A 13,866-nucleotide genomic window follows, 5' to 3' on the forward strand; every position below is an offset into this window, starting at 1 on the left:
ACCCCGGCGGCGCCGACGCCCGCCGCGGAGCCCTCCGGCACCCCCGGCCCCTCCGGAGCGTCCGACGGCCCCTCCGGCGCCGACACCCCGGCGGAGCCGCGCATCAACGGGCTGCCCAAGCGGCGCCGCGGTGAGACCCTCGCCGCCGCCACCCGGGCCACGCCGCGCCCCGCGCCCGACGCCAAGCCGAAGCCTCCGCGTACCGACGCCGGAGCCCGCTTCGGTGCCTTCCGTGACGCCACGCGCGGCTGCCCCACCGGCGGTACCGACGGGCGTAACACCACCTCGGCGGCGCCCGCAGAAGCCACCGGGCCCACGCCGTCCGCCGAGACCGCCGAGTCAGCTGAGTCCGCAGAGAACGACCAGCCGTGATGATAGGAACGCCGATGAACACCACAGACCGCAGCTTGGACTGGCTGTTGGAGAACCTGCTGGAGAAGACGCCGGGGGCCCGGCACGCGCTGGTGCTGTCCCGGGACGGTCTCAAGCTCTGCCTCACGTCCGGGCTCTCCGTGGACCAGGCCGACCAGCTGGCGGCCATCGCCTCGGGTATCCAGAGCCTCTCCCACGGCGCGTCGATCGAGTTCGGGGACGGCAGCGGCGGCGTACGGCAGTCCATGACGGAGTTCCACGGGGGAATTCTGTTCATCGTCGAGGCCGGTGAGGGCGCCCATCTGGCCGTCGTGGCGCACGACGAGGCCGATGTCGGCATCATCGGGCACAACATGAACGAAATGGTCGAGCAGATCGGCGACCATCTGCGGGCGGCGCCCCGTACCTTCGCGAACGGTGGCCGTGGCGGCGGGACGAACGCATGATCCGAGGGCCGCTCGACAGCGAGGACCCTGACCGGCTGTACACCGTCACCGGTGGCCGCAGCCGTGCCGACGAGAGCGTGTTCGACATGGTCACGCTCATCGTCAGCGAATCCGAACCGTCACTCGGCATGCAGTCCGAGCACGTCAAGATCCTTCGGATGTGCCGGCGGCCCATGGCGGTCGTGGAGATCTCCTCGTACCTGGGAATGCCCGTCAGCGTGGTCAAGATCCTGCTGTGCGACCTGCTCGACACCGGCAAGATCACCGCGCGCCATCCGCATGCGGCCCGCCCCGACAACGGAGGGCTGCCCGAGCCCGAGACACTGAAGAAGGTGCTCGTTGCACTCCAGAACCTCTGACCGCGCCGACGTCCGGGCACCGCTGCGGGCGAGCGCGAGCGATGGCCTCAAGATCGTCGTCGTCGGCGGCTTCGGCGTGGGCAAGACGACGATGGTCCAGTCGGTGAGCGAGATCCGTCCGCTCAGCACCGAGGAGACGATGACCCAGGCGGGCGTCGGGATCGACGACGCCTCCTTCGTCCAGTCGAAGACGACCACCACGGTCGCCTTCGACTTCGGGCGCATCAGCCTGGACGAGCAGATGGTGCTCTATCTGTTCGGCGCGCCCGGACAGGAACGTTTCTGGTTCCTGTGGGACCGGCTCTTCGCCGGCACCCTGGGCGCGGTCGTCCTGGTGGACACCAACCGGCTCGCCGACTCCTGGTACGCCATCGACCGTCTCGAGTACCACGGGACGCCGTTCATCGTGGCCCGCAACAACTTCACCGAACCGCAGCACACCCTGGAGGAGGTCCGGGACGCGCTCGATCTGCCCTCGGACGTCCCCGTGATCGACTGCGACGCCCGTGACCGCGAATCCAGCAAGGCCGTGCTGGTCGCGCTGGCCCGCCACCTCTACTCCCTGTCCACCTCCTCCGCCGCCCGGGAGACCACCGCGTGACCACCCCGGACCCCATGCCCCCGCTCGAGGACCCCTTCGCCCCCGCCGCACCGCCCCTGCTGGGCTGGCCGGAGCAGCCCGACGCGGTGCGGCTCGACATGGATCTGCTCCGCGGCGATCCGGACGAGCTGTACCGCACGCTCCGCCGCGAGCACGGCCCCGTCGTGCCCGTGCTGCTCGAACCGGACATCCCCGTCTGGATGGTGCTCGGCTACCGGGAGCTGCTCCGCGTCACCACGGACCCCAACCTGTTCGCCCGCGACTCACGCCGCTGGCACTCCTGGGACCGGGTCCCGCCCGACTGGGAGCTGATGACGTTCGTCGCCTACCGGCCGACGATGCTGTTCTCCGAGGGCGCCGATCACGAGCGGCGGTCCGAGGCGATCATCGACAGCATGGAGTCCGTGGACCCGTCCGAACTGCGGGCGCAGTGCGAGCGCGTCGCGGACTCGCTGATCGACGTCTTCGCGGGCAGCGGCCGCGCCGATCTGATGGCCGAGTACGCCAGCCAGATCCCGCTGCGGGTGCTGAACCGCATGTACGGCCTGGACGACTCCCCCGAGATCGTGCAGGAGACGGTCGACCTGGTCAGCGGGAACGGCGGCCCGGAGGCGCACCAGAACCTGCTGAACCGGATGGTGGCGCTGCTGGAGAACGCCCGCTCCAACCCCGGCGCCACCAACATCGCCTCGGTGCTGGCGTTCCACCCGGCGGGCCTCAACGACGAGGAGATCCTCAACGACCTCCTGGGCAACGTCTACGCGGCCCACCAGCCCACCACCGACCTGATCGGCAACGCGCTGCGGCTCATGCTCACCGACGAGCGGTTCGCGGTCACCATGGCCGGCGGGCGGCGCAGCGTGGGCCAGGCGCTCAACGAGGTGCTGTGGGAGGCCACCCCGGTCCCCAACTGGGTCGGCCGCTGGGCCTCCGAGGACACCATGTTCGCCGGTCGCCACATCCGGAAGGGCGACTGCATGATGCTGGGCCTCGCCGCGGCCAACGCCGACCCCGACGTACGCCCGGACTTCCGCGCCGGGGCGGCGGGCAACCAGGCGCACATGGCCTTCAGCCACGGCACCCACGGCTGCCCCCAGGTCGCCCGCGAGCTGGCCGAGAACATCGCCATGGCCGCGATCGAGGTCCTGATCGACCGCCTCCCGGACGTGAGCCTGGCGGTCACCCCGGAGGAACTCCAGTGGCGCTCCTCGCTGATGATGCGCGGCGTGTCGTCCATCCCGGTCGAGTTCACCCCGGCGTTCGCCCGCTGACACCCCCTGAGGCCCCGGCGGTGCGCACGTGAGCCCGCCGGGGCCGTCGGCTGTCCGCGTCGCCGCGCCGCTGTCGGCTCAGGACGGGGCGCCGCGCGGCCGTCGGCTCAGTGCAGGGCGTTGAAGACCGCCTCGGCCCGGTCGCGTTCGGAGAACAGGGCCCACGCGGTGCCGGCGATGTCGTCGGGGTCGAGCGACATGTCCTTCACGTCCCCGAACTGCTCCGGCCGGGTCGTCACCACGCGGTAGATGTCGCCGCGCTCGACGGCCCCGCCGATGACGAGCGCCCCCGCGTAGACCCCCTGATCGGCCAGGGCCGCGTTCAGCGTGAGGGCGTAATTGCGCAGCGCGGCCGAGAGGACCGCCAGGTTGCCGAGGGCGGGCATCGGCAGCACCGCGCTGAGACCGGTCGCGAACAGCAGCCCCCCGCCGCCGCGTTCGACCATGCCGGGCAGCACCTGCTGGACCACGTCGACGGCCGGGTACATCCAGCTCATCCCCGTGCGGACGCTCTCCGAGTCGGCCTCGGTGATCGTGGTGGGCCAGGCGTCCGCATCGGCCGCGGCGGGGCCGTAGTAGACGACGTCGATGGTTCCGTACCGCTCGGCGACGGCGTCCAGGGCGGACCGCAGACCGTTCGCATCGCGCACGTCGGCCGGGAAGGACCCGGCCTCGATGCCCGCCGCGGCCAGCTCCTCCAGGTATCCGGCATGCCGCGCCCCGCTGCGGGACACCAGGGCCACGGTGTAGCCCTCGCGGCCGAAGCGATGGGCGATGGACATGCCGAGGCCGGGTCCGACTCCGATGACGACGGCGGTCCCGCGGGGTGATGCGGACATGAGGACGTCCTTTCCGAAGCACGTCGAAGACAAGTTGAGGGTTATCTCAACTTACTCTTCGGGACGGTAGCACGGAACGTGAGGGAAGCCTCGACTTTTGTAGGATGGCCGCCATGACAGCCGGATCCAGGCCCCTGCGGGCCGACGCCGCGCGCAACCGCGACAAACTGCTGCGCGCCGCCACCGTGGTGTTCGGGGAACGCGGACTCGAAGCCCCGCTGGAGGAGGTGGCCCGCCGGGCCGGTGTCAGCATCGGCACGCTCTACAACCACTTCCCCACCCGGGAGGCGCTCTTCGACGCGATCTTCCCGGAGCGGCTCGCCGCCCTGGAGCGCATCGCCACCGCCGCGCTCGAAGACCCCAGCCCCTGGGACGGGTTCACCGGCTACGTCGAGGGGCTGTTCGCCCTCCAGGCCGAGGACCGCGGGCTCAACGACGCGGTCGCCCGGCGCTTCCCCGCCGCGGTCGAGCTGAACGAGGCGTCCCGGGAGTGCCTCCGGCACACCGAGCGGATCATCGAACGCGCCAAGGAGGGCGGCGGGCTGCGCGCCGACTTCGAACCGCAGGATCTCGCCGTTCTGGTCTGGGCGATGTCCCAGGTGATCCGGGAGTCCATGGACACGGCGCCGCGGGCCTGGCGGCGCTGTCTGGCGTTCTTCCTCGACGGCCTGCGGGCCGGTGCCGCCCATCCCATCGCCGAACCCGCGCTGACTGAGGGTCAGATGATCCGCATCGTGGAGCGCTCGGCGCCGGGGGACTGAGGGGCCGCAAGCGCGCTGGACCTTCCCTCCCCGCGTACGGAAGGTCCAGCACGCTCACTCGAAAGGCTCGCCCTTAATGCTCACGGGCGCGCGTTAAGCTGGGGGCGTCACCGTATCCGGACGTGGGCACGTCACGCAATGGAGTACCGGCCGGTAGCGGCCGGAAGTAGTGAAGATCTCGTGCGCGCGGGTTTGGGCGGGACGTAGGGTCGGCCCGTTACGGACCCCCTTCCGCGGCACAGGAGACATGGCGGCTCACCATCCATGAACGCGCGACCCCCCCACGGCTCGGCGCGCCCCGGCGGGCGTACGGCACGGACCCGCGCCGCCGTGCTGGCCGCCGCCTACGACGCACTCGGCGCCGAATCGTTCAGCGCACTCACCCTCGACAAGCTCGCCGAGCGCTCCGGGGTGCACGTGTCGACCATCCGGCGGCGCTGGCGGACGGTGGAGGGGGTCGTCGTCGATCTGCTGGCCGAGCGCAGCTCGACGCTCTCCACCCCCGACTCGGGCGACTTCCGGCGGGATCTGCACGAACTCGCCCGGTCCATCGGCGACTTCAACAACGCGCTGCGCAATCGCAACCTCATCCAGGGGCTGGTGGCGGCCGCCGCCTACGATCCACGGGGCGAGGAGATCCTCCGCGACACCTTCGTCGGCCGGATCGACGAGAGGGCCCCGATCGTGCGGCACGCGATCGACCGGGGTGAACTGCCCGCGGACACCGACGCCAAGGACGTCATCGCCGCGCTGGCCGCCCCCTTCTACTACCGGGTGCTCATCCTGCGCGGGCCCATCGACGCCCGACTGGTGCGGACCAGCGCCGAGGCGGTCTACCAGGCGGCGCGGGCGGGGGTGTTCCGCAGGGAGAACGAGGCCCCCGGCCCGTGAGCCGGGCCGGGGGCGTCACCGGGGTGCCTCGCCGGGGGTGTTCAGGAGCTCGCGCCGCGCTCCTTCAGCATGTCGGCCATCAGCTGGATCTCCGACTGCTGGGCCTGCACCATCGTCCTGGCCAGCCGCTTCTCGGGCGGGTCCGTGACCAGGTCGACCGCGCCCTGCGCCATCGCGACACCGCCCTTGTGGTGGGCGGTCATCAGCTTCAGGTAGAGCACCTCGGCCGCCTTGCCCTTGGCCTTGCGCAGCGTGTCCAGCTCGGTGTTGGTGGCCATGCCCGGCATGAGCGAGCCGTCGTGCGGCTTGTAGGCGTGGTCCATGCCCTCCATGCCCTCCATGCCGTCCGAGCCGTGTTTCATCCACGTCATCGGCGCGTCCTCGGACGCCCGGTCGAGACCCCACCGGTCCAGCCAGCCCTGGAGGATCCCGCGCTCGGTGGCCTGCGCGGTGAGGATGTCGAACGCCAGCCGCCGCACGTCCTCGTCGCCGGTGCGGTCGCGCACGATGAGCGACATCTCCACCGCCTGCTGGTGGTGGGTGGACATGTCGCGGGCGAAACCGGCCTCGGCGGAGGTGTCCTTCGGGGTGCCGTTTCCGGTCGTGCCCTCCGAGCGGTCGCTCATCAGCCACACCACCCCCACCGCCACCAGCGTCAGCACCGCGAGGGCGGCGGTGATTCCCGCCACCAGCGGCTGCCGTGTCGCGCGGCCGACGGCTGTGGTCCCGTCCGTCACGAGGACTTCCCGTTGGTGCAGTAGGCGTTCGGCTCCGGCGTCTGCTTGCCCTGGACGAACTTCTTGAAGAACGCGGCCACCCGCGGGTCCGAGGCCTTCTGTATCTCCAGCTGGTTGCCCCACGCGTTGAGGACGATCGGTGCGTCCTGGTCCTCGTAGGGGCTCATCAGCGAGTACTTGGTCTTCTCCACCCGGGCCTTGAGGGTGGCGACGTCCTCCTTGGACGCCTTGTCGCTGTAGGTCACCCACACCGCGCCGTGCTCCAGCGAGTGCACGGCGTTCTCCTTGGTCAGCGGCTTGGTGTAGACGTCGCCGTCGCAGTTCTGCCAGACCTGGTTGTGGTTTCCGCCGACGGGCGGCGACATCGCGTACTTCACCGTGCCGCCCACATGGGTGCGGCCCAGGTTCTTCCAGGTCTTCATGCCCTTGAACTCACCGGTCTTCACGACCGAGGAGGAGACCTTCGCGGCCTTCTCCTCCTTCTTGTTGCCCGCGTCGACCAGGAAGAAGCCGCCGACGGCCAGCCCGGCGACGATCACCGTGCAGGAGGTGATGGTGATGATCCGGTACCGGCGCTCGCGGGCCTTCTCCGCGCGGCGCAGCTCCTCTATCTTCGCGCGGCGCTCGGCCGCGCCCTTCGTCTTCGATGCCTTGGAAGCCATGGCTGTCCCAGTCCTCGCAGTTCTCGCACTGTCGCACTGAATGAGTGAAGTGATGGCGGAGGTCGGCGATCGGCCTAGGTGCGGAGTACTTGGAGCTGATGGAGGCCGAGGGCGTGGACGTGTGTGTCGGGCGGCGCCCGTACGGAGTCCGTGGCCCGTGGGCCGTCCGGCGGCCGGAAACCGACGAGGGCGGGCGGCGGAACGGGGGCGGGCACCAGGGCGGGGTTCCCGCCGCGGGGACCGGCCACGCAGTCGTCGCTGCCGCCGCCCGGGGTCGTCGCGTCCTCCCCGGGGGCCGGGGCGATGGGTGCGGTGTGGAACTGAGCGATGGGGGCGGCCGGGGCCCGCCCCGGGGGCGGCCGTTCGAGCTGCGGTTCGGCTGCGAGACGGTGTTGGCAGCCCACGGATATCGGCGGGTGGTCGCCGCCGGAGTGGACGCACGACGGCGCCACCCACAGCACCGCGGCGAGGAGCGGTACGACACGTCTGAGCGCGGAGCGCGCGGTGGCTCGCACCGTGCGCTTCCGTATGCCGTCGTCTCCGCCCCGCCCTCTGCCCATCGCGCCAGATCGTAACCAGTGGGCCTGCCGGGGCTGAACGGGTAGTGCGGCAATCACGTCATTCACGTCATCGGCGCGCCCGGTCGTGTGGTCGATCGTGCGGTCAGTCGTGCCGGGGGAGGCCCGACAGCTCGTGGTCGGCGTGGCTCAGCGCCTCGGTGACCAGCCGGGCCAGGTGCCCGTCCCGGAGGGCGTAGACGACCCGGCGGCCGTCCTTGCGCGAGGTGACGACCCCGGCCAGCCGCAGCTTGGCCAGGTGCTGGCTGACGGCGGGGCGGGCCGCCCCGCAGACGGCGGTCAGCGCCGTCACATCGGCCTCGCCCGAGGCGAGGGTGTGCAGCAGCGCCAGCCGGGTGCGGTCGGCGAGCAGGCCCAGCACCTCGGCGGCGCGCGCGAACTGCTCGGTGCTCGGGGTGCGCGGATGCGCATCGTGCGCATCTGATAGGTGCATGCGTGCGCTCATACGCACATAATGGGTGGCGGGGACGGACCGTGTCCAGTCCCGAGACGCGGAACGAGGGAGGCGGATGCTGCCATGGACGACCGGCACGGGCACACCCACGGGCATAAGCACGGGCATGAGCACGGGCATGAGCACGGGCACGACCACGAGCACACCCACACCCACGGCCATGACCACGGGCACCCCCACGGCCGCGCCGCCCGGTGGCGCCACCGCGCGGGCCATCTGCTGCGGCCCCACTCCCATGACACCGCCGACAAGGTGGACCAGGCCCTGGAGTCCTCCGCCCGCGGCCTGCGCGCCCTGTGGACCTCCCTCGCCGTCCTCGGCACGACGGCCGTCGCGCAAGCCGTCGTCGTGGTGGCCTCCGGGTCGGTCGCGCTGCTCGGCGACACCGTCCACAACGCCGCCGACGCCCTGACCGCCCTCCCGCTCGCCCTCGCCTTCCTCCTCGGCCGCCGCGCCGCCACCCGCCGCTTCACCTACGGGTACGGGCGGGCCGAGGACCTGGCCGGGATCGCGATCGTGCTCACCATCGCGGCCTCCGCCGCGTTCGCCGCCTGGACCGCCACGGACCGGCTGCTGCACCCGCGCGACATCGAGCAGCTGCCCGCCGTCGCCGCCGCGGCCGTGGTGGGCTTCATCGGCAACGAATGGGTCGCCCGCTACCGCATCCGCGTCGGCCGTGAGATCGGCTCGGCCGCGCTCGTCGCCGACGGCCTGCACGCCCGTACCGACGGCTTCACCTCGCTCGCCGTCCTGCTGAGCGCGGCCGGTGCCGCCCTCGGCTGGCGGCTGGCCGACCCCCTCGTCGGCCTCGCCATCACCGCCGCGATCCTGCTGGTGCTGCGCGACGCCGCCCGCGAGGTGTTCCGCCGGGTGATGGACGCCGTCGACCCGGCCCTGACCGACGCCGCCGAGCGGGCCGTGCGCGTCGTGCCCGGCGTACGGGACATCGGCGAACTGCGGCTGCGCTGGATCGGCCACCGGCTGCGCGCGGAGGTCGCGGTCGTGGTCGGCGGCGAGCTGAGCGTACGGGAGGCCCACCGGGTGGCGGTGGACGCCGAACACGCGCTGCTGCACGCGGTTCCCCGGCTGACCGCCGCCCTCATCCACGCCGACCCCGCCCCGTCCGACCGATCCCCCGATCCGCACGCCGCGTTGGCGCACCACGCCGTGTGATCAGACCTCGCTGACCGGGGCGATCAGCCCGGCGGTGGAGGCCGGGGGGACCGGGTCCACCCGGGCGCTGACCAGGTCGCCGCGCTCCAGGAAGCCCGTACCGCTCAGATCGACGTGGACGCGCAGCCCGTAGGCGTCGTCGGGGTCCAGCTCGCCGGGGACCGTGACGCTGAACGGGATGTGGCCGGCCGGGCTCAGCGGCACATCGGTCTGCACCTGCGCCCCCACGACGGAGGTGGCCACATCGGCGCGGGTCACGTTGCGCACCTCCACCACCACCCGGGCCGCCCGGACCGTGGGGGTGTCCGGGGGCAGGGACACGATGCCGCTGAGGACACTGCTCATGCGCGCCATTACATGCCACCCGCGCCCGTCGTGTAACACGGTCGGGGGTCCCGTACGGCCATCCGGGTGGGGAAGTGGCCGGGGGCCCGTCGGTCCCGATCCGGTCGGCTGACCGCCCCGGAACACCGGACGCGGCCCGGAGACCCGGGCCGCGTCGTGTCGTCGTTCAGGCGCTCATGTGCTCAGGCCGAGCAGCGCTCACCGTTCAGGGTGAAGGTGCGGGGCGGGGAGTTGCGGCTGTCCCAGGTGCCGAGGAAGCCCACGGAGAAGGGCTTGTCGGCGTCGACCTTCTTGTTGTAGTCGGCCGGGGTGGTGGTCACCGTGGCACCGCGCTGGGTGAATTGGCCGTTCCACATCTGGGTGACGCGCTGGGAGTCGGGGAAGTCCCAGGTGACCCGCCAGGTGTCGAGCGCATTGCGGGAGGTCAGCGTGACCTCGGCCTTGAAGCCGTCGGGCCATTCGGTGACCACGTTGTAGCGGGCCGTGCAGCTGGGCTTGTCGGAGGATTTCGGGGGGTTCGGGGGCGAGTCGTCGGAGGGGCGGTGGCCCTGGCCCGAACCGTGCGAGCCGGAGGGCGAGGCGGGCGCGGACGTGCGCTTCCCGTCCTTGTCCCCGTCGCGGTCCTCGCCCGCCGGGTCGTCCTTCCCGGTCTTGCCGCCCACGCCGTCGCCGCTGCGGGAGGAGGACGGCTCGGCGGATCCACCCGGGCTGCCGGGTGTCCCGGTGTCCACCGGTGTGGTGTCCGAGGGGGCGCCACCCGGGGCGGTGGTGTCGCGGGCCACCCGGCCGGTGGCCTGCTCTTCGGTTCCGTCGCCGGACACCGCGGCGGTTCTGGTCAACGCGACCATCATGGCCAGCGCCACCACGGCCACCACCGCCAGGGCGACCGTCGCCGTACGGGCCCTGCGCACACCGTGGGTGGCTCTTCTGCGCCCGGTCGGGCCGATGCCGAGTCTCTGGCGCAGGAGGCGCGGCGCCATCATCAGTGGCCCGCCGACCTTGTCCAGGACGCGGTCCCGTAACGGGATGCGGACGGCGTGCGACGCCGGTGCGGTCGACGCGGAGGTGGCGCCCGGGGTGCGCTCGGCGGTTCTTCGCCGCCGCGCCACGTACCCGGGCCCGCCCCAGCCCAGCACCCCGCCGGCCAGCGCGTTGGGCAGCCCGCCACCGTGCAGATACAGGCAGGCGGCGGCCTCGCGGCAGTTCCGGCAGCGGGCGAGGTGCTGCCACAGGTCCGCGGGGGAGTGGGCATCGGGCGAACGGGTGGCGGCGTCCAGCAGCTTGGCGTAGCTGCGGCACTCCTCGTGCGTGAGGGTGTCCAGATGGTTGCGCTGGCAGCGCTGCCGGAAGGCGGCCCGCACCCGGGCGATCTCCTCGGCGGCGTACTCGATGTCGCCGCCCAGCTGCCAGGCCAGCGCCTCGACCGGCTGCGACTCCACCTCGACTTCCCACAGCAGCGCCCCGTCGCGTTCCCCCAGGTCGCGCAGCCCGCGCAGGGCGAGCGGCTGTTCGCGGGGCGGGACGGCGTAGCGGGCGAGACCGGTGGAGGAGAGCCAGACCCGCAGCTCCGGGTCGAGCCGGTCGCCGTCCCGGTGGGTGTGCCAGTCGGCGGCGGTCTTGCGTACGGACGTCAGGAGCAGCGGAAGCCACGGCAGCCGCGGCCCCCAGGATCGGGCCCGGCGGTTGCGGGCGGCCCTGATGCCGCGCCGGAACGCCTCGGTGGCCAGCCGCATGCCGTCTTCAGGGGTGGTGGTGCACAGGTTCGCGTAGTCGGCTACCGCGTCCCAGTAGAGGTTGAGCAGGACCGTCGGGGAGACGGCGTCGGTGTCCGCTGCGGAGACGGACGGTTGGCCGGGTGGCGCGAACGCGCCGTCCCGGGATGCCGAGTGGTCGGGCATGGAGGCACATTCCTCACTCACGAACAGTGGCGCCCCCGCCGGGGGGCAAGCCTCTCACATGGGGCCGCGGGGTGGGCAGCCAACAGCACAGATCTGACTCGGAGTTGGGGATTCCCCTTCACGGGTGGGCCGAGCCTTTCACGTCTGTGAGTCGGCTGACAAGAGACGATAGAGGAGTGCGGGAGGTGTTGTGTCCGAGGGGCCCGGACCGTGATGGTCCGGGCCCCTCGGGTGGTGGGTGACGTTTCGTCAGAAATGGCCATGACGCGGCATCAGAAAATGGCCTGACGCCTCATCAGGCGTCACGTGTGCGGGCGCTCAGAGCGTCAGCTCCGCCCCGTACCTCCGCAGCCAGGAGTCCAGGCCCAGCGCCACTTCCATGCTCTGCCGGGACTCGTGTCCCGTCCCCTTCGCCGCCCGCTCGGCGGCATCCCGGTCGATCAGTGGCCGCGCCGGGGAGGAGGAGTCGGCCGCCAGCGCCCGCACCCGGTCGCGCAGGGCGTCCGCGTAGCGGGTGTCCTGGGTGCTCGGGTACGGGCTCTTCACACGCTGCGCCACCGACTCCGGCAGCACGTCCAGCGTGGCGGCGCGCAGCAGCGACTTCTCCCGGCCGTCGAACGTCTTCAGCGACCAAGGCGTGTTGAACACGTACTCCACCAGCCGGTGATCGCAGAACGGCACCCGCACCTCCAGGCCCACCGCCATGCTCGCGCGGTCCTTGCGGTCCAGCAGGTACTGCACGAAGCGGGTCAGGTGCAGATACGAGATCTCCCGCATCCGGTGCTCCAGGCGCGATTCGCCCGGCAGGTGCGGCACCTCGGCGAGCGCCTCGCGGTAGCGGGCGTCCCGGTAACCCTCGATGTCGATCCGGTCGAGGACATCGCGGTGGAGCAGCCCCGCGCTGCCGCCCGATTCCCGGCCGGCGAAGCCGCCCGTGCCGAGCGAGCTGATCCAGGGGAAGGTGTCCCCCCACACCGCGTCCTCGTCGTGGAACCAGCGGTAGCCGCCGAACACCTCGTCCGCGGACTCACCGGACAGGGCGACCGTCGAGTGCTTGCGGATCTCCTTGAACAGCAGATACAGCGAGGTGTCGCTCTCCCCGGAGCCGAACGGCAGATCGCGCGCGGTCAGCACCGCGTCGCGGTTCGCCTCGTCCATCAGGGCGGCGGTGTCGAGCACGATGTCCTGGTGGTCCGAGCCCGCGTGCTCGGCCAGCGCATGGGCGTACGGACCGTCCGGGGTGCCGCGCAGCGCGTCCGCCGTGAAGTTCTCGGTCTGGCCCACGAAGTCCACCGCGAACGAGCGCACCGGCCCCTTCCCGGCGGCGCCCAGCCGCTTGGCGGCCAGCGCGGTGATCACCGAGGAGTCCAGCCCGCCGGAGAGCAGGGTGCACAGCGGTACGTCCGCGATCAGCTGCCGTTCCACGATGTCGTCCAGCAGCTCCCGCACCCGGCGCACCGTGGTCTCCCGGTCATCGGTGTGCTCCCGGGCCTCCAGCGCCCAGTACCGCCGCTCGGCCAGCCCCTCCGGCCGCACCCGCACCACATGCCCGGGCCGCACCTCGTACATCCCCCGGTACACGGCATGCCCGGGCGTCTTCGTAAACGCCAGCAGCTCCGCCAGCCCCTCCGCGTCCACCTCGGGGCGCACCGCCGGATGGGCAAGGATCGCCTTGGGCTCGGACCCGAAGATCACCCCGTCCGGCGTCGGGTAGTAGTACAGCGGCTTGATCCCCATGCGGTCGCGGACCAGCAGCAACTGCCGCTCCCGCGGCTCCCACAGCGCGAACGCGTACATCCCGTTCAGCCGCTCGGTGAACCCCTCGCCCCACTCCAGATACGCGTGCAGCGCCACCTCGGTGTCGCTGCTGGTGCGGAAGGCGTGCCCGCGGGCGATCAGCTCGTCCCGCAGCTCGCGGTAGTTGTAGATCTCCCCGCTGTACGTGGTCACCAGCACCGTGCGCCCGTCGCGCTCGACCGCCATGGGCTGCTTCCCGCCCTCGACGTCGATGACCGCCAGCCGCCGGTGCCCCAGCGCCGCATGGGTGTCCGCCCACACCCCACCCGCGTCCGGCCCGCGGCAGCTCATGGTCCGTGTCATCGCGTCGAGCACCTCGCGCTCGGCGGTCAGATCCCTGTCGTACGCGATCCACCCGGCAATGCCGCACATCAGCGGAACACTCCCTCCGGTCGGCTCGCCCCGGCGCCCCGGGGCCTCGGCACACCCCCGTCAGCAGGGCTTTTCCCGCCACTGTCCCCGCGGCGGATGCCCGCCGACCCACCGTACGCCCAACTGATTGCATAGACCACCAGTCGCCTAAGGCAATGAATATTTCCGGCCAGGGCCGCCGTCCCTCACATGCGGCGGGAGGGGACTGTGCAGGGGACGTAATCGCGCGCGATCGGCGGCTGTGACGCGCTCGCAACCGGGGGTTTTTACGGTGGCGGCAGTGGGAGAGGCCCACCGCGAGCGTGAAAGG

At 71.9% G+C, this 13,866-nt stretch carries 15 protein-coding genes and 1 pseudogene; 8 read left to right on the forward strand and 8 right to left on the reverse strand.

The features are described 5' to 3' along the window. The 5 genes and pseudogenes from EEJ42_RS50665 to EEJ42_RS06005 form a co-directional block, all read left to right on the forward strand. Positions 1-372 (forward strand): annotated as a pseudogene (locus tag EEJ42_RS50665) (ATP-binding protein); the annotation flags it as partial. A gap of 14 nt (positions 373-386) precedes the next feature. Continuing rightward, the gene (locus EEJ42_RS05990; protein WP_123098930.1) at positions 387-818 is read left to right on the forward strand and encodes a roadblock/LC7 domain-containing protein; all 432 of its coding nucleotides are present in this window, start codon (positions 387-389) and stop codon (positions 816-818) included. Then, a complete protein-coding gene (locus EEJ42_RS05995) occupies positions 815-1,177 on the forward strand; it encodes a DUF742 domain-containing protein (RefSeq protein ID WP_009716375.1) in 363 nt (120 codons plus the stop codon). Before EEJ42_RS05990 ends, EEJ42_RS05995 begins: the two co-directional genes overlap by 4 nt. Beyond that, a complete protein-coding gene (locus EEJ42_RS06000) occupies positions 1,158-1,778 on the forward strand; it encodes a GTP-binding protein (RefSeq protein WP_123098931.1) in 621 nt (206 codons plus the stop codon). Before EEJ42_RS05995 ends, EEJ42_RS06000 begins: the two co-directional genes overlap by 20 nt. Then, on the forward strand, positions 1,775-3,049 hold the full coding sequence (locus EEJ42_RS06005; protein ID WP_123098932.1) for a cytochrome P450: 1,275 nt from the start codon (positions 1,775-1,777) through the stop codon (positions 3,047-3,049). The genes EEJ42_RS06000 and EEJ42_RS06005 overlap by 4 nt, the downstream gene beginning before the upstream one ends. Before the next feature lie 107 nt (positions 3,050-3,156). On the opposite strand, the gene EEJ42_RS06010 is transcribed toward EEJ42_RS06005, so the two are convergent. After that, complete coding sequence (locus EEJ42_RS06010; RefSeq protein WP_184502958.1) at positions 3,157-3,888, reverse strand: SDR family NAD(P)-dependent oxidoreductase; 732 nt, start codon at positions 3,886-3,888, stop codon at positions 3,157-3,159. A gap of 113 nt (positions 3,889-4,001) precedes the next feature. On the opposite strand from EEJ42_RS06010, the gene EEJ42_RS06015 reads away from it, so the two are divergent. Together EEJ42_RS06015 and EEJ42_RS06020 are read left to right on the forward strand one after the other, a co-directional pair. After that, positions 4,002-4,649 carry a TetR/AcrR family transcriptional regulator gene (locus tag EEJ42_RS06015; RefSeq protein WP_123098934.1) on the forward strand — a complete coding sequence of 216 codons (648 nt, stop codon included), beginning with the start codon at positions 4,002-4,004 and terminating at the stop codon, positions 4,647-4,649. Between the two features lie 264 nt (positions 4,650-4,913). Further along, positions 4,914-5,540, forward strand: a complete 627-nt coding sequence (locus EEJ42_RS06020) for a TetR-like C-terminal domain-containing protein (RefSeq protein ID WP_123098935.1) — start codon at positions 4,914-4,916, stop codon at positions 5,538-5,540. Positions 5,541-5,581: 41 nt separating this feature from the next. On the opposite strand, the gene EEJ42_RS06025 is transcribed toward EEJ42_RS06020, so the two are convergent. From EEJ42_RS06025 to EEJ42_RS06040, 4 genes are all read right to left on the reverse strand, one after another. Continuing rightward, complete coding sequence (locus EEJ42_RS06025; protein ID WP_184502959.1) at positions 5,582-6,277, reverse strand: DUF305 domain-containing protein; 696 nt, start codon at positions 6,275-6,277, stop codon at positions 5,582-5,584. After that, complete coding sequence (locus tag EEJ42_RS06030; RefSeq protein WP_123098936.1) at positions 6,274-6,939, reverse strand: thioredoxin-like domain-containing protein; 666 nt, start codon at positions 6,937-6,939, stop codon at positions 6,274-6,276. The genes EEJ42_RS06025 and EEJ42_RS06030 overlap by 4 nt, the downstream gene beginning before the upstream one ends. Before the next feature lie 74 nt (positions 6,940-7,013). Next, a complete protein-coding gene (locus EEJ42_RS06035) occupies positions 7,014-7,499 on the reverse strand; it encodes a hypothetical protein (RefSeq protein ID WP_148081866.1) in 486 nt (161 codons plus the stop codon). 103 nt (positions 7,500-7,602) lie between these two features. Next, positions 7,603-7,962, reverse strand: a complete 360-nt coding sequence (locus EEJ42_RS06040) for an ArsR/SmtB family transcription factor (protein ID WP_179935570.1) — start codon at positions 7,960-7,962, stop codon at positions 7,603-7,605. A 72-nt stretch (positions 7,963-8,034) separates the two neighbouring features. Here EEJ42_RS06040 and EEJ42_RS06045 point away from each other — a divergent pair, with 72 nt between their 5' ends. Next, complete coding sequence (locus EEJ42_RS06045; protein ID WP_123098939.1) at positions 8,035-9,144, forward strand: cation diffusion facilitator family transporter; 1,110 nt, start codon at positions 8,035-8,037, stop codon at positions 9,142-9,144. On the opposite strand, the gene EEJ42_RS06050 is transcribed toward EEJ42_RS06045, so the two are convergent. From EEJ42_RS06050 to asnB, 3 genes are all read right to left on the reverse strand, one after another. Then, positions 9,145-9,489 (reverse strand): hypothetical protein, encoded by a 345-nt coding sequence (locus EEJ42_RS06050; protein ID WP_123098977.1) that lies wholly within the window; start codon positions 9,487-9,489, stop codon positions 9,145-9,147. It abuts the gene before it with no gap. A gap of 182 nt (positions 9,490-9,671) precedes the next feature. After that, positions 9,672-11,387 carry a cellulose-binding domain-containing protein gene (locus EEJ42_RS06055; protein ID WP_123098940.1) on the reverse strand — a complete coding sequence of 572 codons (1,716 nt, stop codon included), beginning with the start codon at positions 11,385-11,387 and terminating at the stop codon, positions 9,672-9,674. Between the two features lie 318 nt (positions 11,388-11,705). After that, complete coding sequence (gene asnB / locus EEJ42_RS06060) at positions 11,706-13,556, reverse strand: asparagine synthase (glutamine-hydrolyzing) (protein WP_123098941.1); 1,851 nt, start codon at positions 13,554-13,556, stop codon at positions 11,706-11,708. Positions 13,557-13,866 lie beyond the last annotated feature (310 nt).

Source organism: Streptomyces botrytidirepellens (assembly GCF_003721215.1).
GTDB classification, from domain to species: domain Bacteria; phylum Actinomycetota; class Actinomycetes; order Streptomycetales; family Streptomycetaceae; genus Streptomyces; species Streptomyces himastatinicus.